This is a genomic window from Brevibacillus sp. FSL K6-0770, from assembly GCF_038000275.1.
GTDB lineage: Bacteria > Bacillota > Bacilli > Brevibacillales > Brevibacillaceae > Brevibacillus > Brevibacillus parabrevis.
This window is the reverse complement of record NZ_JBBOBQ010000001.1, coordinates 3,444,369-3,462,834: the sequence shown is the minus strand read 5'-3', so window position 1 is coordinate 3,462,834 and position 18,466 is coordinate 3,444,369. Positions and strand designations below refer to the sequence as shown.

The 18,466-nt window shown below is 51.8% G+C and carries 16 protein-coding genes; all 16 read left to right on the top strand.

Translation table 11 applies throughout. The features are described from left to right. The first annotated feature begins 20 nt into the window (after positions 1 to 20). Positions 21 to 4,325, top strand: a complete 4,305-nt coding sequence (locus tag NST23_RS16130) for a PolC-type DNA polymerase III (RefSeq protein ID WP_122965225.1) — start codon at positions 21 to 23, stop codon at positions 4,323 to 4,325. A gap of 164 nt (positions 4,326 to 4,489) precedes the next feature. Beyond that, entirely contained in the window at positions 4,490 to 4,948 is a 459-nt protein-coding gene (gene rimP, locus NST23_RS16125) for a ribosome maturation factor RimP (RefSeq protein WP_063227597.1), read from the top strand. Positions 4,949 to 4,994: 46 nt separating this feature from the next. Further along, positions 4,995 to 6,086 (top strand): transcription termination factor NusA, encoded by a 1,092-nt coding sequence (gene nusA, locus NST23_RS16120; protein WP_063227596.1) that lies wholly within the window; start codon positions 4,995 to 4,997, stop codon positions 6,084 to 6,086. A 2-nt stretch (positions 6,087 to 6,088) separates the two neighbouring features. Further along, positions 6,089 to 6,379, top strand: coding sequence for an RNase P modulator RnpM (gene rnpM / locus NST23_RS16115; protein ID WP_122965226.1), 291 nt, complete (start codon positions 6,089 to 6,091; stop codon positions 6,377 to 6,379). Beyond that, positions 6,376 to 6,675: a YlxQ family RNA-binding protein gene (locus tag NST23_RS16110; RefSeq protein WP_122965227.1), complete on the top strand. Its 300-nt coding sequence runs from the start codon at positions 6,376 to 6,378 to the stop codon at positions 6,673 to 6,675. Before rnpM ends, NST23_RS16110 begins: the two co-directional genes overlap by 4 nt. Positions 6,676 to 6,696: 21 nt before the next feature. After that, on the top strand, positions 6,697 to 9,276 hold the full coding sequence (infB, locus tag NST23_RS16105) for a translation initiation factor IF-2 (RefSeq protein ID WP_173596494.1): 2,580 nt from the start codon (positions 6,697 to 6,699) through the stop codon (positions 9,274 to 9,276). Beyond that, the gene (locus NST23_RS16100) at positions 9,276 to 9,584 is read left to right on the top strand and encodes a DUF503 domain-containing protein (RefSeq protein WP_340964092.1); all 309 of its coding nucleotides are present in this window, start codon (positions 9,276 to 9,278) and stop codon (positions 9,582 to 9,584) included. Before infB ends, NST23_RS16100 begins: the two co-directional genes overlap by 1 nt. After that, positions 9,581 to 9,946, top strand: coding sequence for a 30S ribosome-binding factor RbfA (rbfA, locus tag NST23_RS16095; protein ID WP_063227592.1), 366 nt, complete (start codon positions 9,581 to 9,583; stop codon positions 9,944 to 9,946). The genes NST23_RS16100 and rbfA overlap by 4 nt, the downstream gene beginning before the upstream one ends. Then, on the top strand, positions 9,936 to 10,931 hold the full coding sequence (locus NST23_RS16090) for a DHH family phosphoesterase (RefSeq protein ID WP_281868735.1): 996 nt from the start codon (positions 9,936 to 9,938) through the stop codon (positions 10,929 to 10,931). Before rbfA ends, NST23_RS16090 begins: the two co-directional genes overlap by 11 nt. Further along, the gene (gene truB / locus NST23_RS16085) at positions 10,924 to 11,850 is read left to right on the top strand and encodes a tRNA pseudouridine(55) synthase TruB (protein WP_340964090.1); all 927 of its coding nucleotides are present in this window, start codon (positions 10,924 to 10,926) and stop codon (positions 11,848 to 11,850) included. The genes NST23_RS16090 and truB overlap by 8 nt, the downstream gene beginning before the upstream one ends. Positions 11,851 to 11,853: 3 nt before the next feature. Next, positions 11,854 to 12,795 carry a bifunctional riboflavin kinase/FAD synthetase gene (locus NST23_RS16080; protein ID WP_063227589.1) on the top strand — a complete coding sequence of 314 codons (942 nt, stop codon included), beginning with the start codon at positions 11,854 to 11,856 and terminating at the stop codon, positions 12,793 to 12,795. 134 nt (positions 12,796 to 12,929) lie between these two features. Further along, positions 12,930 to 13,199, top strand: a complete 270-nt coding sequence (rpsO, locus tag NST23_RS16075) for a 30S ribosomal protein S15 (protein WP_063227708.1) — start codon at positions 12,930 to 12,932, stop codon at positions 13,197 to 13,199. Positions 13,200 to 13,460: 261 nt separating this feature from the next. Further along, entirely contained in the window at positions 13,461 to 15,605 is a 2,145-nt protein-coding gene (pnp, locus tag NST23_RS16070; RefSeq protein WP_122965232.1) for a polyribonucleotide nucleotidyltransferase, read from the top strand. Positions 15,606 to 15,748: 143 nt separating this feature from the next. Next, the gene (locus tag NST23_RS16065; protein WP_280648467.1) at positions 15,749 to 16,720 is read left to right on the top strand and encodes a polysaccharide deacetylase family protein; all 972 of its coding nucleotides are present in this window, start codon (positions 15,749 to 15,751) and stop codon (positions 16,718 to 16,720) included. A gap of 115 nt (positions 16,721 to 16,835) precedes the next feature. Next, entirely contained in the window at positions 16,836 to 18,089 is a 1,254-nt protein-coding gene (locus NST23_RS16060) for a M16 family metallopeptidase (RefSeq protein WP_122965234.1), read from the top strand. A gap of 89 nt (positions 18,090 to 18,178) precedes the next feature. Next, positions 18,179 to 18,439, top strand: a complete 261-nt coding sequence (locus NST23_RS16055) for a YlmC/YmxH family sporulation protein (RefSeq protein WP_122965235.1) — start codon at positions 18,179 to 18,181, stop codon at positions 18,437 to 18,439. Positions 18,440 to 18,466 lie beyond the last annotated feature (27 nt).

The window sequence follows — 18,466 nt, the reverse complement described above, 5'->3', positions numbered from 1 at the left end:
TTTTGGGAGGGTGGAATACCGTGGACCGTATACAAGAGCAAAAACAGCGTTTCTCTCTGTTACTCAAGCAAATGGAAGTACCTGAAGAATGGGTCAACCGCTATTTTCTTGACGGGCAGATCGACAAGCTGGAGCTGTACAAACAAAACAAAGAGTGGGTTTTCCATTTTACATTGCCCAAGCTTTTGCCCGTCGAAGCTTATGCAGCTTTCACGAAGCGATTGACGCAGTCCTTCTCCCATCTGGCGAAAGTCGATGCCAGGTTTTGCTACAGGCAGAAGCCTGCGCTTGATTTTGTCGTGGAGCAGTATTGGGACTTGCTCGTCGGGGGACTGGAGCCGACGCTCAATTCCTTGGCTGCAACGTTGCGTACCGCGAGAAAACAGGTGGAACAGCAAGAAGTAAAAGTGTATTTGCCGACCGAGATGACAGTCGAAGTAGCCAAGCGAAAGCGCGCTGACAACGAATTGCTTGCCGCTTTCCAAAAAGCGACGGATACTTCCATGCGGTTTTCCTTTCATGGTGAGGAGAGCGATGAAGCGTACCAGGCTTTTGTCGAGCAGCGGAATGAAGAAGAGCGGGCACTGGTTGAAGTCGTCATGACGGCGGCAGCCCAGGAAAGCAAAGGCTCCGACAAAACAGAAGCCATCACGACATTGATGATGGGCTACGAGATCAAAGACGCTCCGATCCCGATCTGCGAGATTCAGGAGGAAGAGCGCCGAATCGTGATTCAGGGTGCCGTGTTCAACGTGGAAGTAAAAGAGCTGCGCAGCGGCCGTCACTTGCTGACGTTCAACGTGTCAGACTATACGGATTCATTGACGGTCAAAATGTTTTCGCGTGACAAAGAAGACGTCAAGATGCTGGAAGCACTCAAAGACGGCATGTGGGTCAAGGTGCGCGGGAGCGTTCAGCATGACACCTTTATCCGCGAGCTGGTGATGAATGCCAATGACTTGAACCAGATCGAGCAGGTCATTCGCCGCGACCAGGCGGAAGAAAAGCGGGTGGAGCTGCATTGCCACACGCCGATGAGCGCGCTGGACGCAGTAGCTTCCGTCAAGTCGCTTGTTTCCACAGCGGCCAAATGGGGTCATAAGGCGATCGCGATTACCGACCACGGGGTTGTGCAGGCGTTCCCGGAGGCGTATTCGATCGCGAAGAAAAACAACATCAAGTGCATTCTCGGCATGGAAGCCTACGTGGTGGAAGATGGCATCGACATCGTCTACAACTTGAATGCAGACAACAACTTGCCAATCGACGAGACGACAGAATACGTCGTGTTCGATACGGAGACGACGGGGCTGAATGCTGCCGAGCACACGATTATCGAGATCGCTGCGGTAAAAATGAAAGGGTCGGAAATTGTCGATCAATGGACAGAGCTGATCGATCCGCAACTGGAGATCGGGCCAAAGACGACGGAGATCACGGGGATTACGAACGAGATGCTGCGCGGTCAAGACACGCTCGACGTCGTGCTTCGCAAGTTCAAGGATTTTACCGGCGATGCCGTGCTGGTTGCGCATAACGCCGAGTTTGACAAGGCGTTTATTAACGCGTGTGCCAAGCGCATCGGGATGGAGCCGTGGAACAACCCGTTTTTGGATACATTGCCCCTGGCGCGGATGATGTACAAAGGCATGCGCAACTACCGTCTCGGTTCACTCGCCAAGAAGTTTAATGTCGAGCTGATCAACGCTCACCGGGCGTTGGACGATACAGTCGCACTCGCACACGTCTTCCAGCAAATGCTTAAAGATATCAAGGAAGCGCAGATCAAGTCGCTCGCCGAGCTGAACGAAAAAAGCAACGAAGAAGCCGATTACAAGAGCGGACGTCCTTTCCATGCCACGATTTTGGTGAAAAACAAGGAAGGTCTCAAAAACTTGTACAAGCTCGTCAGCCGCTCCCACGTGGAGACGTTCTTCCGTTGGCCTCGCATCCAGCGCAGCCAGCTGAGCAAATACCGCGAAGGCTTGCTGATCGGGACGGCGTGCAAAGACGGAGAGCTGATGCAGTCGATTTTGCGCGGGAAGTCGCCCGAAGAATTGAAGGAAGTCGCTGCTTTTTACGATTTCCTGGAGATTCAGCCTATCGCTCATTACTCGCCGCTGCTCCGCAACGAAGAGATTCCTTCGCTGGAGACGATGAAAAACTATCACAAAATGATCGTGGACATGGGAAAAGAGATGGGCAAGCTGGTCGCTGCGACAGGCGACGTTCATTTTCTCAATCCACAGGATGAAATTTTCCGCGATGTGTTCCTGTTGTCAAAAGGCGATCCGACAGCAGGGAATCAACCGCCTTTGTATTTGCACACGACAGATGAAATGCTGGAGTCCTTTTCCTACCTCGGCGAAGAGCTGGCCAAAGAAATCGTCGTGACGAACACCAATGCCATAGCCGACATGATCGAGGACGTCAGCCCGATTCCAGACAAGCTGTACACCCCGATTATCGAGGGAGCAGATGATGAACTGCGGGAAATGTGCTACAACAAGGCGAAGCTGCTCTACGGCGATCCATTGCCGGAGCTGGTGGAAAAGCGTTTGGAAAAGGAACTGAACAGTATCATCACGCACGGCTTCGGGGTTATTTACTTGATTTCGCAGCGTCTGGTGACCAAGTCGCTTCAGGATGGTTACTTGGTCGGATCGCGTGGATCGGTCGGGTCGTCCTTCGTGGCGACGATGTCGGAAATTACCGAGGTAAATCCGCTGCCGCCGCACTATCGCTGCCCGAATTGCAAGCATAGCGAATTTATTACGGACGGTTCCATCGCTTCCGGTTTCGACTTGCCTGACAAAGAGTGCCCGCAGTGCGGAACCAGCTTTGCAAAAGACGGACAGGACATTCCGTTCGAGACGTTCCTTGGCTTCAAGGGAGACAAAGTTCCCGATATTGACTTGAACTTCTCGGGTGACTATCAGCCGCGAGCCCATAAATACACGCAGGAGCTTTTCGGCGCAGACTACGTATATCGCGCAGGAACGATCGGTACTGTCGCGGAGAAGACAGCGTACGGCTATGTGAGAAAGTACGCTGATGAGCGGGGCATGACTTTGCGCAATGCAGAGATATCCCGGATCGTGAACGGATGCACGGGCGTCAAACGGACGACTGGGCAGCACCCGGGCGGAATTATTGTTGTTCCTGACTACATGGAAATTGAAGATTTTTGTCCGATCCAGTTCCCGGCAGATGATAATGAATCCGAGTGGCGCACGACTCATTTCGACTTCCACTCGATCCATGACAACTTGCTGAAACTCGATATTCTCGGACACGACGACCCGACCGTCATTCGCATGCTGCAAGACTTGACAGGCATGGACCCGAAAACGATCCCGCTCGACGACAAGAAGACGATGTCCATTTTCAGCTCGACAGAAGCATTGGGTGTGACACCGGAGCAGATTGGGACGAATATGGGAACGCTTGGAATCCCCGAGTTTGGAACCAAGTTCGTTCGCCAGATGCTTGAGGATACGAAGCCGACGACATTCGCCGAGCTTGTCCAGATTTCCGGGTTGTCTCACGGTACGGATGTATGGTTGAACAACGCCCAGGATTTGATCCGCAACGGCATATGCAAACTGCCTGAAGTTATCGGTTGTCGTGACGACATCATGGTTTATTTGATCTATAAAGGTTTGGAACCGTCCCGCGCATTCAAAATCATGGAGTCTGTGCGGAAAGGGAAAGGCGTGCCGGAAGAGGATCAGGAAGAAATGCGCAAAAACAACGTACCGGATTGGTACATCCAGTCTTGCCAGCGCATCAAGTACATGTTCCCGAAAGCCCACGCCACGGCTTACGTGATGATGGCTGTGCGGATTGCCTACTTCAAGGTGCATCGTCCGCTTGAATTTTACGCGACTTACTTCACTGTGCGGGCAGATGACTTCGATATCCCGTTGATGGTCAAAGGCTCCGCTGCCATCCGGCAAAAAATCGACGAAATCGAAGGCAAGGGCCACGACGCGCAGCCGAAAGAGAAAGCGCTGTTGACCGTGCTGGAGATGGCGCTGGAGATGGTGGAGCGCGGCTTCCGGTTTGCCAACGTCGACCTGTATGAATCGGACGCGACACGCTTCCTGATCAAAGGCGACTCGCTGATTGCTCCGTTCAACGCTTTGCCAGGCTTGGGCACGAACGCTGCGATCAGCATCGTGGAGGCGAGAGAACAAGGAGAGTTTTTGTCGAAGGAAGACCTGCTGTCCCGTTCCCGCATCTCCAAGACGATTTTGGAGTATCTGGAGGAACAAGGCGCTCTGAAAGGACTGCCGGAATCGAACCAGCTGTCGCTGTTCTAGTCCGGCCTAGCGGGCCCGCGTATCCAAAGGTTGTCAGCGAAGGGCTGTTATGCTATAATTTTTTTGGAAATACTGGTTTTATACGCATGGCAGATCGAGAGTGGGGAAACCCACTCTTTCTTTCTGGTTACACCTCATGGTTCAAACGTAAAGGAGGTACTTGCTTGAGCAAGGTAACGGGCATCGTCACCGAACTGGTCACGCCCATTGTTGACGAATTGGGTTTGGAACTGGTTGACATCGAGTACAAAAAGGAAGGCAGCAACTGGTTTCTGCGCGTGTTTATCGACAATGAAACTGGCAACATCGACATCGATGACTGCAGCCTTGTCAGCGAGAAGCTGAGTCAAAAACTTGACGAAGTAGATCCGATTCCGACTGCATATTTTTTGGAAGTATCTTCGCCGGGTGCTGAGCGTCCGTTGCGCAAGGATAAGGATTTTACCAAAGCTGTCGGCAGGCATGTGCACATTACAACCAAAGAGCCGATAGAAGGAGCAAGCCAGTTCGAGGGCGAACTGATATCGTACGAGGACGGCAAACTGACTGTTAAAGAAGCGAAAAAAACGTACGTGATTTCCCAAGAGCAAATTGACACGGCACGAATGGCAATCGTTTTCTAGATTGCTGGTGGCCGGTGGGTAAGTAAAGGAGGAGGCAACGAAAGTCATGAACGGCGATTTTATCGAGGCTCTAGAAGCCATTGAGAGAGAGAAAGGCATCACCAAAGACGTGCTGATCGAGGCCATCGAAGCGGCTCTTATCTCTGGATACAAACGTAACTTCAACTCGGCCCAAAATGTACGGGTGGATGTAAATCGTCATTCAGGTATGGTTCGCGTGTATGCACGCAAAGAAGTGGTGGAAGAAGTTTTTGACCCGCGCCTGGAGATTTCCCAGGAAGCTGCCCAAGAAATCGATCCGAATTTTAGACTGGAAGATATCGTGGAAATCGAGGTTACGCCTCGTGACTTCGGACGAATTGCTGCACAAACCGCGAAGCAAGTGGTGACACAGCGCATTCGCGAAGCGGAGCGCGGCCTCATTTACAGCGAGTTTATCGAGCGCGAAGACGATATCGTTACAGGGGTTGTCCAACGCATGGACGCCCGCAATTATTACATCGATCTTGGCAAAGCGGAAGCTGTTATGCCGATCACCGAGAAAATGCCGTCCGAAGATTTCAAGTCGCAAGATCGCGTGAAGGCATACATCATTAAAGTAGAAAAAACCACCAAGGGTCCGCAAATCGTCGTTTCCCGTACTCATCCGGGACTTTTGAAGCGCCTCTTTGAATTGGAAGTGCCAGAGATTTACGATGGTGTGGTTGAAATCAAGTCCGTTGCTCGCGAAGCAGGCGACCGTTCCAAAATCGCTGTTCATTCCATCAACCCGGATGTAGATCCTGTAGGGGCATGTGTTGGTCCAAAAGGCATGCGCGTACAGACGATCGTCACCGAGCTGAAGGGCGAGAAAATCGACATCGTCCGCTGGTCTGAAGATCCGGCCGAGTACGTAGCCAACGCGCTCAGCCCGGCGAAAGTGCTTCACGTTGAAGTCAACCTCGCGGAAAAAGTAACCCGTGTCATCGTGCCGGATTACCAATTGTCGCTTGCGATCGGTAAACGTGGACAAAACGCTCGTCTCGCTGCCAAGCTGACTGGCTGGAAGATCGACATCAAGAGCGAATCCCAGGCAGATCAAGAAGGCATCGTCTACCCGAAAGAAGTAGAGGGCGATGAAGGAGTCGACAACGAATAGTCATGAAGCAAAAAAAGATCCCTTTGCGTAAATGCATTGTTTGCCAAGGAATGTTTCCGAAAAAGGAATTGATCCGTGTGGTCCGAACGCCGGCTGAAGAGATCGTCATCGATCTGACGGGAAAGGCGGCAGGACGCGGTACCTATGTGTGTCGGCAGGAAAGCTGTCTGAAGCCGGATGCGTTCGCATCGGGAAAATGGAAAAAAGTGCTGGAACGTGCCCTCAACATGTCCATCGCGGAAGAAAAGTATGACGCTTTTCGCGAGAAGTGGCTGGAGATGATGGGACGATGATCCCGAAGGCAGCTCAGCTGCTCGGAATTGCGATGCGCGCGAGAAAAATCGTGACAGGAGAGGAATTGGTCATTACGTCTATCCGCAATGGCCAGGCTCGTCTGGTTTTGCTCGCATCAGATGCATCAGACAATACCGCCAAAAAAGTCAAGGATAAATGTTCCTATTACGGGGTCTCATGTATAACCACAGGCGACCGACATTCATTGGGACACGCAATCGGAAAAGATGGGCGCGTTACCGTGGCGGTGACCGATGGGAAGTTGGCTGAAAGCATTCAGCGTCTGCTCACCTAACTTAGAAAGGGTGAAGTTTATTTGAAGACACGTGTGTATGAATATGCCAAACAGCACAACATGAGCAGTAAGGAAATCCTCAATTTGCTAAAGCGATTGAACATAGAAGTAGCAAATCATATGAGTATCATGGAAGAAGGGACGATTAAGCGGATCGAGGATCACATGGCCAAATTGCGCGCCGGTTCCAAGCCGGAAGGACGCAATACGCCAAGTGATGCAAGACCAAGGCCAATGGACGAACAACGACGCCCCAACGAATCCAGAGGACAGCAGACCCCATCCCAGCAACAGCCGGGGCAAGGTCAGCAGTCACAAGCTGCCAAAAGCGATAGACAAAACGATCGCGGCGGTTTTGCTACCAGCAACAATCGTCCAGTCAACACCACAGCAAGTGGAAAACAGCCCGATCAGCAAAGTCCTCAACATGGAAAAAATCAGGGGAAGAATCAGGAGAGAAGACCAAACCATATGAGAAGTCAACCTGCGAAACCGAGTGACCGCAAACCGCAAAACCAACAACGACCACAAGGCCAAGGCCAACAAAGACCACAGAACCAACAGCAAAGACCGCAAAACCAACAGCGTCCTCCGCAACAGGCTGCTGCGACCAGCCAAACCGAGACGCGCACGGGTGATGAGTTTGAAGACAAAGTAAAACTCCCATCCAACGTCGGTATGGAAAAGCGAGAGAAAATCAAAAAAGCGCCGCAAACGCAAAAGACGTTTGAAGACAATAAAAAGAGCCAGCCTTTCCGTGGCGGCAATAACCGCAACAACCAAAACAACCGTCGTGGCGGCAATCACAACCAGCGCGGTGCCCAAAAAGCGCAGCGCCCTGTGATTGAACCACCAACAAAAATCACTTTTACCGATTCCTTGACAGTGAACGAGTTGGCTGTGAAACTGCGCAGAGAACCGGCGGAAATCATCAAAAAGTTGTTTAATTTGGGGATCATGGCAACGATCAACCAATATTTGGAACGCGAAGCGATTGAGTTGATCTGCGCTGACTACGGCGTAGAAGTGGAAGAAAAAATCATCATCGACGAGACAAACTTCGAAACGCTGGAAGAAGTAGATGCGCCAGAAACCCTTTTGGAGCGTCCTCCGGTTGTTACCATCATGGGTCACGTTGACCACGGAAAAACCACTTTGCTCGACGCCATCCGCTCTACCAACGTAGTAGCAGGCGAAGCAGGCGGTATCACCCAGCACATCGGTGCTTACCAGGTAGAGATCAAAGGCAAGAAGATCACGTTCCTCGATACGCCTGGTCACGCGGCGTTCACAACGATGCGTGCACGCGGTGCGCAAATTACGGACATCACGATTCTCGTGGTTGCAGCCGATGACGGTGTCATGCCACAAACCGTTGAAGCGATCAGCCATGCGAAAGCAGCGAACGTTCCGATCATCGTAGCTGTGAACAAGGTCGACAAACCGGAAGCCAACATCGACCGGATCAAGCAAGAACTGACCGAGTATGAACTGGTTGCAGAAGAATGGGGCGGCGAAACCATTTTCTCTCCTCTGTCTGCCAAACAGCGTACAGGTATCGAAGAATTGCTGGAGTACATTTTGCTCGTCGCAGAAGTTCAGGAGCTGAAAGCAAACCCTGACAAGCGCGCGCGTGGTACGGTAGTAGAAGCCGAGCTGGACAAAGGCCGCGGTCCTGTAGCGACCATCCTGGTACAGCAAGGAACACTGCGTGTCGGCGATCCGATCGTAGTTGGTTCTGCTTATGGCCGTGTTCGTGCGATGGTGAACGACAAAGGCCGTCGTCTGAAAGAAGCAGGCCCATCTACACCAGTGGAAATCACAGGTTTGAACGATGTGCCGCAAGCTGGCGACCAGTTCCGCGTATTTGAAGACGAGAAAAAAGCTCGTGCGATCGGGGAAGCCCGCGCAGTCAAACAGCGCGAATCCGAGCGCCGCGAAAGCTCTCGCGTATCGCTGGACGATCTGTTCCAACACATTCAGGAAGGCGATATCAAAGAGCTGAACCTGATCGTAAAAGGCGACGTGCAAGGTTCTGTAGAAGCTCTGCGCGGCTCCCTGGAAAAGATCGACGTCAACGGTACCCGCGTGAAGATCATTCACACTGGTGTCGGAGCGATTACCGAGTCCGACGTAACCTTGGCGAACGCATCGAATGCCATTATCATCGGTTTCAACGTGCGTCCTGAGCCAAACGCTCGCAGCATGGCTGAACAAGAGAAGATCGACATTCGCCTGCACCGCGTTATCTACACCGTCATCGAAGAGATCGAGCAAGCCCTGAAAGGCATGCTGGACCCTGTTTACAAAGAAAACATCATCGGTCAGGCAGAAATCCGCGAAGTATTCAAAGTATCCAAAGTCGGAAACATCGCTGGTTGCTATGTAACCGAAGGCAAGCTGAGCCGTGATGCAGGTGCCCGTCTGATTCGCGAAGGCATCGTCATTTACGAAGGCAAGCTGGACACCTTGAAACGCTTCAAGGATGACGCTAAAGACGTAAACGCAGGTTACGAGTGCGGTCTGACCTTGGAACGCTTCCAAGACCTGAAAGTTGGCGACGTTGTCGAAGCTTTCGTCATGGTTGAAGTGAAGCAATAATGATAGCGGGGGTGCAGATCGAACTGTTTCTGCCCGCTTGCCAAAACTTGAAAGAAAAACGGGCCATCGTCAAAAGTCTGATTGCCAAGCTGCGAAGCCGTTTCAATGTCTCCGCAGCTGAGGTGGCTTATTACGAGCAGTGGCAGCGTACCGTGTTGGGTATCGCTGCCGTTGCTAATGAAATGTCATTTTTACAACAAGAAATGCAGGCTGTGGTGCGATTTGTGGAAAACCATCCCGATGCCGAGTTGATTCGGGTCGATACGGAATACACGAATAGGACAGCCAGCGGAGGTGAGAGTAAATGAACAAAACACGGATTAGCCGCGTCGGTGAAGAAATCAAAAAAGAACTGAGCCTCGTTTTGCAGCGTGGATTGAAAGATCCTCGCGTCGGCTTTGTCACAGTAACGGATGTAGAAGTAAGCAGCGATCTTCAGCTTGCCAAAGTATTCGTCAGCATTTTTGGGTCTGAGGAAGAGCGCAAAGCCTCTCTGGCAGGACTGACAAAAGCAAAAGGCTACCTGCGTACCGAAATTGGCAAACGCGTGAAGCTGCGCCATATCCCTGATTTCGTCTTCAAGCTGGACGAGTCGATTGACTACGGTACCAAAATTGAGTCGATCCTGCGGGAAATCTCCACAGAAGGAGAGAAACAGGATGAATCGTAATCAAGCAACAGTAGAGGAAGCGGCCCGTTTTTTGCGGGAGCATAACCGCTTCCTGGTTCTTTCCCATATCAGTCCAGATGGCGATGCTACCGGCTCCGCACTGGGAGTCGTGCTCATGCTAGAGCAGCTGGGAAAAGAATACGTGGTGGTAAACGAAGGGGAAACGCCGCTCAAGTTCAACTTTTTGCCGCGTTTTGACCGCTTGCGGGACCTTCGCAAACAACCGCTTGCTGAAACATTTGAGGCCGTAATCGCCGTAGACTGTGCCGATGAGTCACGGATGGGCGATGTACGGTCTTTATTTGCTTCCGGAGCCGCTTTGTTGAATATTGATCATCATCCGACAAATGACGATTTCGGAACCGTCAATCTCGTTCGTCCGGAAGCGGCAGCTACGGCGGAGATTTTGTTCGATGTGGCAGAGCAGGCGGGGATTGTTTTTAACGAAGAACTCGCTCTGTGCATCTACACAGGGCTTTTGACGGACACAGGCGGTTTTCGCTATTCCAACACGACGCCGCGCGTCATGGAAATTGCCGCACGCTTGCTCAGCTATGGCGTGAAGCCGGGCGAGGTTGCGGAGCGCTGCCTGGAAGAGATCACGTTCGCTCATGTCAAAGTGCTGCGGCGTGCGCTGCAGACGCTGGAGCTGTCTCATGGAAGTCTCGTCGCTTCGATTGCCGTATCTGCCGGCGATTTTTCGGAAGCAAATGCCCAACGCGAGGATGCGGGTGGTCTGGTGAACTACTGCCGCAATATCGAGGGCGTCGAGGTAGGCGTTTCTTTTGTCGAGGCAGAGCCGGGAGTCGTCAAGGTGAGTATGCGCGCCCGCGATCGCGTCGACGTGTCTGCCATCGCCAAGCAGCTTGGCGGCGGAGGGCATGCCAAAGCATCCGGCTGCACGGTCAAGGGAACGATTGCAGAAGCGAAGCAAAAGGTATGGGACGTATTGGAACCAGCATTAGGAGTGAAACACGATGAGTAGCAACCATGGCGTGCTGGTAATCGACAAGCCGGCGGGTATGACCTCCCACGACTGCGTGGCGCGTATCCGTCGGCTGTATGGTACAAAAAAAGTCGGGCATACGGGAACACTCGATCCGGATGTGACCGGAGTGCTCCCGATATGTGTCGGGAACGCTACCCGGCTGGTGGAGTATTTGCAAGAACTGCCCAAGCGCTATTCGGTGGTCATGCGCCTCGGCTCCGCGACTACGACGGAGGACGCTTCCGGAGAGGTGCTGGAACAGGCGCAAGTAGACGCTGCGTCCATTACGCAGGAGCGCATCGAAAGCTTGTTTGCCTCCTTTTTGGGTGAAATCGAACAAGTGCCGCCGATGTTTTCAGCCGTCAAAGTAAACGGAAAGCGTCTTTACGACTTGGCGCGAGAAGGCACTGTGATTGAGAGACAGGCGCGCAAAGTTACGCTTTACGAGTTGACGCTTCACGAGATCAAGACAGACCAAGACTATGTCGACATCTCTTTCTCCTGCACGTGCTCGAAAGGTACATACATGCGCACCTTATGTGTTGACCTCGGACGCTCTCTGGGGTATCCTGCCCATATGAAGCTGCTTCGGCGAATCAAGAGCGGTCCGTTCATGGAAGGGGAGGCGATTCCTCTTCAGGAACTGGAGGAGCGGGCTGCCAATGGGGAGGATCTCTCCCGTTATCTTGTCTCCATCCCACAGGCGATTTCATTTTTGCCGTCTTATCAGGTCAAGCCGGAGCGAACCCGCGCGGTACGCAACGGACTGGCGACTGCACTGCCGGGTGTAACGGCCGAGGTTGGCAGCTTGATCTGCCTGTTTGCAGGGGAAGAGCTGCTTGGCATTCATCGCGTGTGCCGTGGGGACAAAGGTCTTTTCGCCAAAGCAGAAAAAGTCTTTCCAGCCGAGGTGTAAACCGTGAAAACGATCTCCCTGACCTATCCACTACCGAATGAATTGCAAGCGAAGCCGTGCGCAATTGCACTTGGCTACTTCGATGGTGTACATATTGGACATCGCCGAGTCATTCAAAAGGCGATTGATACAGCAAAAGCGAACGGATGGGAAAGTACCGTTCTGACTTTTGACCCTCATCCGCGAGAGGTTCTTGGGCAGAGCGGCTATACGAGCTACCTGACTCCTCTGTCGGACAAACTGGAACAATTCGAGAAGATGGGGGTAGACACGACGTATGTCATGAAGTTCGATATCGGGTTTGCTGCGGTTTACCCGGAGGACTTCATTACCGAGTGCATGCTCCCGCTCGCTTGCCAGCATGTTGTGGTCGGATTTGATTACACTTTTGGATACAGAGGAATGGGAACGGCCCACACGCTGCAGGAGATGAGCAAAGGCCGCTATGGCCTCGACATCATCAGCCCGGTTAACCGCTTGGGCGAAAAAGTGAGCAGCACGATCATTCGCGAGTATCTCCACCACGGCAACGTAGAGCAAGTGCGTCACCTGCTTGGCCGTCCGTACAAGGTTCGCGGCAAGGTCGTGCACGGCGACAAGCGCGGGCGCACAATCGGCTTCCCTACAGCAAACGTTCGGGTCAACGCTCCGTATTTGATCGGCAAAAACGGCGTGTACGGAGTGCGGTTTACAGTCGATGCGAAAAGCTACTACGGGGTCATGAATGTGGGGATCAAGCCTACGTTTGAACTGGAGAAGAAAGAAAAATCGCTAGAAGTACACATTTTCGAGTTCTCTGGTGAGATTTACGACAAAGAGGTTGAAGTAGAGTTCCTCTTCTATATCCGCGAAGAGCAAAAATTCGCTGGTGTGGAAGCTCTGATTGCGCAAATTGGCCGGGATGTAGACGCGGCCAAGCAAAAGTTTGCGAGCGGAGTCTCGTAAAACGAATCTCTTTGCTTTTTCAAAAATGGTATGTTATAATTCAAAACGTTGTACAGATAACCGCAGCTTGGCTGTCCGATGCTCACCGACGGCAGACTCGGCTAACGGGATATAAAAAAAGGAGGTGAGTCATGATGGCATTGTCTCAAGAGCGTAAAACTCAACTGATTCAAGAGTTCCGTACTCATGACAACGACACCGGTTCTCCGGAAGTTCAAATCGCTATCTTGACCGAAAACATTAACAACCTGAACGGACACTTGCGTACGCACAAAAAAGATCACCACAGCCGTCGTGGTCTGTTGAAAATGGTAGGTCAACGCCGTAACCTGTTGACATACTTGCGTGAAGCAGATGTTCAACGCTATCGTTCGGTTGTAGACCGTCTGGGTCTGCGCCGCTAGTCAGCGTTTTGCAAAAAGCGGGTTCTTCCCGCTTTTTCTATCGTGTAGGGGAGCTTGGCACATCTGTTGTCAGGCTCTCTGAAACGATACAAATAAAGTGATTCAAGCGTGATGAAAATGGCTTCAAAAGAAGCTTTTTTTATTATCCAAAATGACTGCCAAAGCTCACCATTTAATTTTCATGGTGGCAGGAAATAATACATACAGGTAGAAAACAAAGTGTAGATATGCACATTGTCGTGAAGGAGGACTGCTAGCATCATGGAGCAACAATACCGTACATACGATTTTGAACTGGCAGGCCGCAAGCTGACCCTGGAATTTGGCAAAATGGCCAAACAGGCTCACGGATCGGTTCTGGTTCGGTACGGCGATACGGCAATCCTGTCTGCAGTTACAGTCTCGAAAGAGCCAAAAGCTCTTGATTTTTTCCCGTTGACTGTTAACTATGAGGAACGTCTCTATGCAGTCGGAAAAATTCCCGGCGGCTTTATTAAAAGAGAAGGTCGTCCAAGCGAAAAAGCGATTTTGGCAAGCCGCTTGATTGACCGCCCAATTCGTCCCCTTTTCGCAGAAGGATTCCGTAACGACGTACAAATTGTCAATACTGTTCTGTCGGTTGATCAGGACTGCTCACCGGAAATCGCCGCTATGATCGGTACGTCTGCCGCTCTTTGCGTTTCCGAAATTCCGTTTGAAGGTCCGATTGCCGGTGTCATCGTTGGGCGCATTGATGGCGAGTTCATCATCAACCCGACTGTGGAGCAGGCAGAAAAAAGCGATATTCACCTCGTAGTCGCAGGTACACACAAAGCGATCAACATGGTCGAGGCTGCCGCAAATCAAGTGCCGGAGTCTGTCATGCTCGAAGCAATCATGACAGGTCACGAGGTTATCAAGAAGCTGGTTGAGTTCCAAAACCAGATCGTGGCAGAAATCGGCAAAGAAAAAATGGAAGTCATCCTGCATGAAGTCGATCCGGAAATCGATCAGGCTGTGCGCGCTTTTGCAGAAGCACGTCTGAAAGAAGCGGTTCGGATTGAAGAAAAGCAGGCTCGTTACGACGCGATTGACGCGATCAAGGACGAGACGAAAGAGCATTTCGCTGCCAAAGATCCGGAAAACTATCCGGAGCAGGAAAAGATGATTGGCGAAGTGTTGGGCAACATCGTCAAAGACGAAGTTCGCCGCCTCATTACCGAAGAAAAAGTTCGTCCGGATGGACGGGCTCTTGGCGAAATTCGCCCGCTTTCCAGCGAGACAAGCATCTTGTCCCGTACGCACGGTTCCGCGATGTTCACCCGTGGTCAAACACAAGCTTTGAGCGTGTGCACGCTTGGGGCGCTGGGTGATGTGCAAATCCTGGACGGACTCGGTCTGGAAGAGTCGAAGCGATTCATGCACCACTACAACTTCCCGCCATACAGCGTAGGTGAAGCTCGTCCACTGCGTCCTCCAGGCCGTCGTGAAATCGGGCATGGAGCGTTGGGTGAGCGCGCGATTGAGCCGATCATTCCATCTGAACACGAGTTCCCGTACACGATCCGACTGGTTTCCGAAGTCATCGAGTCCAACGGTTCGACGTCGCAAGCTTCCATTTGCGCGAGCGTATTGGCTCTGATGGATGCAGGGGTACCGATTAAAGCACCTGTAGCAGGTATCGCAATGGGCTTGATCATGAGCAAGGACGAACAGTCTTTCTCGATCTTGACAGACATCCAAGGCATGGAAGACCACTTGGGCGATATGGACTTCAAAGTGGCTGGTACCGAAGCGGGTGTAACCGCGATCCAGATGGATATCAAAATTTCCGGGATCAACCGCGAAATCTTGGAGCAAGCTTTGGAGCAAGCGCGTGAAGGTCGTTTGCACATCCTGAAGCATATGATGAGCACCATTTCCAAACCGCGTGAAGAGCTGTCTCCTTATGCGCCTAAGATATTGACCATGTCGATCAATCCGGAGAAAATCCGCGATGTCATCGGCCCACAAGGTCGCGTCATCAACAAGATTATCGAAGAAACCGGCGTGAAAATCGACATCGAGCAAGATGGACGAGTTTTCATCGCTTCGATCAATCACGAAGCGAATCTGCGTGCGAAACAAATCATCGAGGACCTGGTTCGCGAGGTTGCTGTCGGCCAGATTTATCTGGGAACCGTCAAGCGCGTAGAGAAGTACGGAGCGTTCATCGAACTGTTTGCAGGCAAAGAAGGCTTGTGCCACATCTCCCAATTGGCAGAAGAACGCGTAGCCAAGACGGAAGACGTAGTTGCTGTTGGCGACAAGGTGCAAGTGAAGGTGACAGAGATTGACGATCAAGGTCGCATCAATCTGTCCCGCAAAGCTGTACTCAAAGAGCAAGCTGCGGCTCAGGCCGAAAATGCTCCGACCCAAGCAGAATAATCAACAAACAAAAGGCTTCGTCACTCGAAGAAATTCGTGTACGGAAGCTTTTTTCTTTTGGCCAAAAATGTCTAAGTCACTCGGTATGCTCATACATTGGACAAAGAGAGACTTGTACGTACATAAGGAGGGCTGGCTCCACGATGGCGGAAAGAAAGAGCAGGCTTTGGGTTACGGTCTTTGTCGCAGTCGGAATGATCATGCTGCTGCAATACCAGCCAATTCACGAATATATCAGCTTTGTGAAAAAGGAACAGACCGTAACGGCGGAAAAAATTTTGGATGAAAAAGAACGGTTGCGCGCCCAGGTGGAGAAGTGGAAAGCCGAGCGGGATGAAGCGCCGATCGACGCGGTCATTGATCCGACATGGAAAGCCATTCCCGGCTACAACGGGCGAATCGTCGATGTGGACGCTTCCGTCGAGAAAATGTTGGCAACGGGAGTAGCAGGACCGGAAATGTTGGTATATAAAGAAGTACCTCCCGCGATTTCACTTGACCAGCTTGGCGCACAGCCGATCTATCGCGGAAATCCGAAAAAGCCGACGATCTCCTTCATGATAAATGTGGCCTGGGGCAACGAATACTTGGACTCCATGCTGGATACGTTGGATAAGCATCAAGTGAAGACGACGTTTTTTCTGGATGGCTCGTGGGTCAAACGCTATCCGGAAGAGGCGAAAAAAATTGCAGAGCGTGGACACGAGATTGGCAACCATGCCTACTCGCATCCTGACATGAGCACCCTGGGCACGCAGCGCATTCATCAAGAGATCAGTCGGACACAGGAGATCATCAGCAAGACGCTGGGGATCAAGCCCATCTTGTTCGCCCCTCCTTCGGGTGCATTCAACAAGCAGGTGGTTCAAATTGCCCACTCCTCGTACCAGATGAAGACGATTATGTGGACGGCGGATACGGTAGACTGGAAAAAGCCTTCTCCCAGCTTCGTGATTAAAAAGATCAGCGGTTTGATGAGCAACGGAACATTGGTGCTGATGCACCCGACAGCCGCGTCACAGGCGAGTCTCGACCAGTTGCTGACAATCGCCAAGAAAAAGGGGTTTCAGCCCGTCACCGTCTCGGAAGTTTTGTCCAGCCGCCGACTCCCGTGATGGGAAAACAAGCTCATTTATTGTGGAGACAAAAGAAGTTTGCTATAGTTAGACGTGTTTACAGCCATTTCCCGGAAGTTGCGGATAGAGAGATGATCAACCGAGGAGGATTTGCGTGATACAACGTCATACATGTGAAAACGGTCTTCGAATTGTGACGGAAAAAATTCCGTCCGTTCGCTCTGTTGCTTTGGGCATCTGGGTGGGGACCGGTTCGAAATATGAACAGGAGAAAAACAACGGGATTTCCCATTTTCTTGAGCATATGTTTTTTAAAGGTACAAGTACCCGGTCTGCGAAAGAAATCGCGGAGACTTTTGATGAGATCGGCGGAAACGTAAACGCATTCACATCGAAAGAGTACACCTGCTATTATGCGCGAGTGCTCGACCAGCACGCACCGATCGCGTTAGACGTGCTTTCCGATATGTATTTCCACTCTGTCTTCGACGCAGAGGAACTGGAAAAAGAAAAAAATGTCGTCATTGAAGAAATCAGCATGTACGAGGATACGCCTGACGATCTTGTGCACGATTTGATTGCCAGGGCTACTTACAGCAAACACCCGCTCGGCTACTCGATTTTGGGTACGGAAGACGTCCTGCGCAGTCTGAAACGCGACGATTTGCTGAGCTACATCGACGCCCACTACCTTCCGTCCAATACAGTGGTGACGGTAGCGGGGAACTTTGATGACAACCTCATTGAAGAGATCAAGAAGCGCTTCAGCGGCTTTTCGCGCCAAGGCAAGCTGGCGCCTCTGTCAGAACCCGAGTTTGCTGCGAATGTAATCGCCCACAACAAAGCGACTGAGCAGGCGCACTTGTGCCTGTCCCTGCCAGGGTTTAAAGTCGGTCACCCGGATGTGTACTCGCTCATTTTGCTGAACAACGTATTGGGAGGCAGCATGAGCTCGCGTCTCTTCCAGGAAATTCGCGAAGAGCGGGGATTGGCATACTCGGTCTATTCGTACCATTCTTCCTACAAGGAAGCGGGAACTTTCACTGTGTATACGGGCACAGCGCCTGAGCACGTGGGTCAAGTGTTCGATATCGTGACAAACGTCCTGCGCGATGTGGCTGACCGCGGCATCTCCGACAAAGAGCTGAACAAAGGAAAAGAGCAGCTGAAAGGCAGCCTGATGCTCAGCCTGGAAAGCACCAACAGCCGGATGAGCCGCCTTGGCAAAAACGAGCTGCTCCTGGAACGCCACCTCAATCTGGACGAGATCATCGCCAAAATCGACCGCGTCTCGCACGAATCTGTCCTGGCTGTCGCGCAGGAGCTGTTCCGCTCGAAGCTGGCGATGGCGATGGTAAGCCCGCTTGAGGGATACCCTGCCAACGTGAAAAACGACATTTTGCTATAGCTTTTCCCTTTGCGAAAAATCCGGCATAGCCCGGATTTTTTTGCGTATATCAACAGTAACGCAAACAAGGACAAAGGGGGGCTTGGCCAATGCGGCTTAGCGAACTGGGCGGCAAAGAAATCATCGGCTTGGACAACGGGGAAAAAATGGGGGTGATCAGCGACTCCGACCTCGTCATCCAGCCGGAAAACGGCGCGATTCAGTCGATCATTTTGCCAGGCAGCAGCTTTTTTGGCTTCGGCAAAAAACGCGAAGACCTGGTGATCCCGTGGAGCTCCATCGTGAAAATCGGTCCGGACATGGTCATCGTCTCGCTCGGACAAGAAGAGACACAGGCTTCGCAAAAGTAGGCTCTGCTGTCACCGAAGTAGCGCAAG

Bases quoted from the DNA above. Each gene is read 5' to 3' on its own strand.
- nusA (WP_063227596.1), top strand. From the start codon at position 4,995: ATGAACGGCGATTTTATCGAGGCTCTAGAAGCCATTGAGAGAGAGAAA.
- rnpM (WP_122965226.1), top strand. From the start codon at position 6,089: ATGAAGCAAAAAAAGATCCCTTTGCGTAAATGCATTGTTTGCCAAGGA.
- NST23_RS16110 (WP_122965227.1), top strand. From the start codon at position 6,376: ATGATCCCGAAGGCAGCTCAGCTGCTCGGAATTGCGATGCGCGCGAGA.
- NST23_RS16100 (WP_340964092.1), top strand. From the start codon at position 9,276: ATGATAGCGGGGGTGCAGATCGAACTGTTTCTGCCCGCTTGCCAAAAC.
- rbfA (WP_063227592.1), top strand. From the start codon at position 9,581: ATGAACAAAACACGGATTAGCCGCGTCGGTGAAGAAATCAAAAAAGAA.
- NST23_RS16090 (WP_281868735.1), top strand. From the start codon at position 9,936: ATGAATCGTAATCAAGCAACAGTAGAGGAAGCGGCCCGTTTTTTGCGG.
- truB (WP_340964090.1), top strand. From the start codon at position 10,924: ATGAGTAGCAACCATGGCGTGCTGGTAATCGACAAGCCGGCGGGTATG.
- rpsO (WP_063227708.1), top strand. From the start codon at position 12,930: ATGGCATTGTCTCAAGAGCGTAAAACTCAACTGATTCAAGAGTTCCGT.
- pnp (WP_122965232.1), top strand. From the start codon at position 13,461: ATGGAGCAACAATACCGTACATACGATTTTGAACTGGCAGGCCGCAAG.
- NST23_RS16065 (WP_280648467.1), top strand. From the start codon at position 15,749: ATGGCGGAAAGAAAGAGCAGGCTTTGGGTTACGGTCTTTGTCGCAGTC.
- NST23_RS16055 (WP_122965235.1), top strand. From the start codon at position 18,179: ATGCGGCTTAGCGAACTGGGCGGCAAAGAAATCATCGGCTTGGACAAC.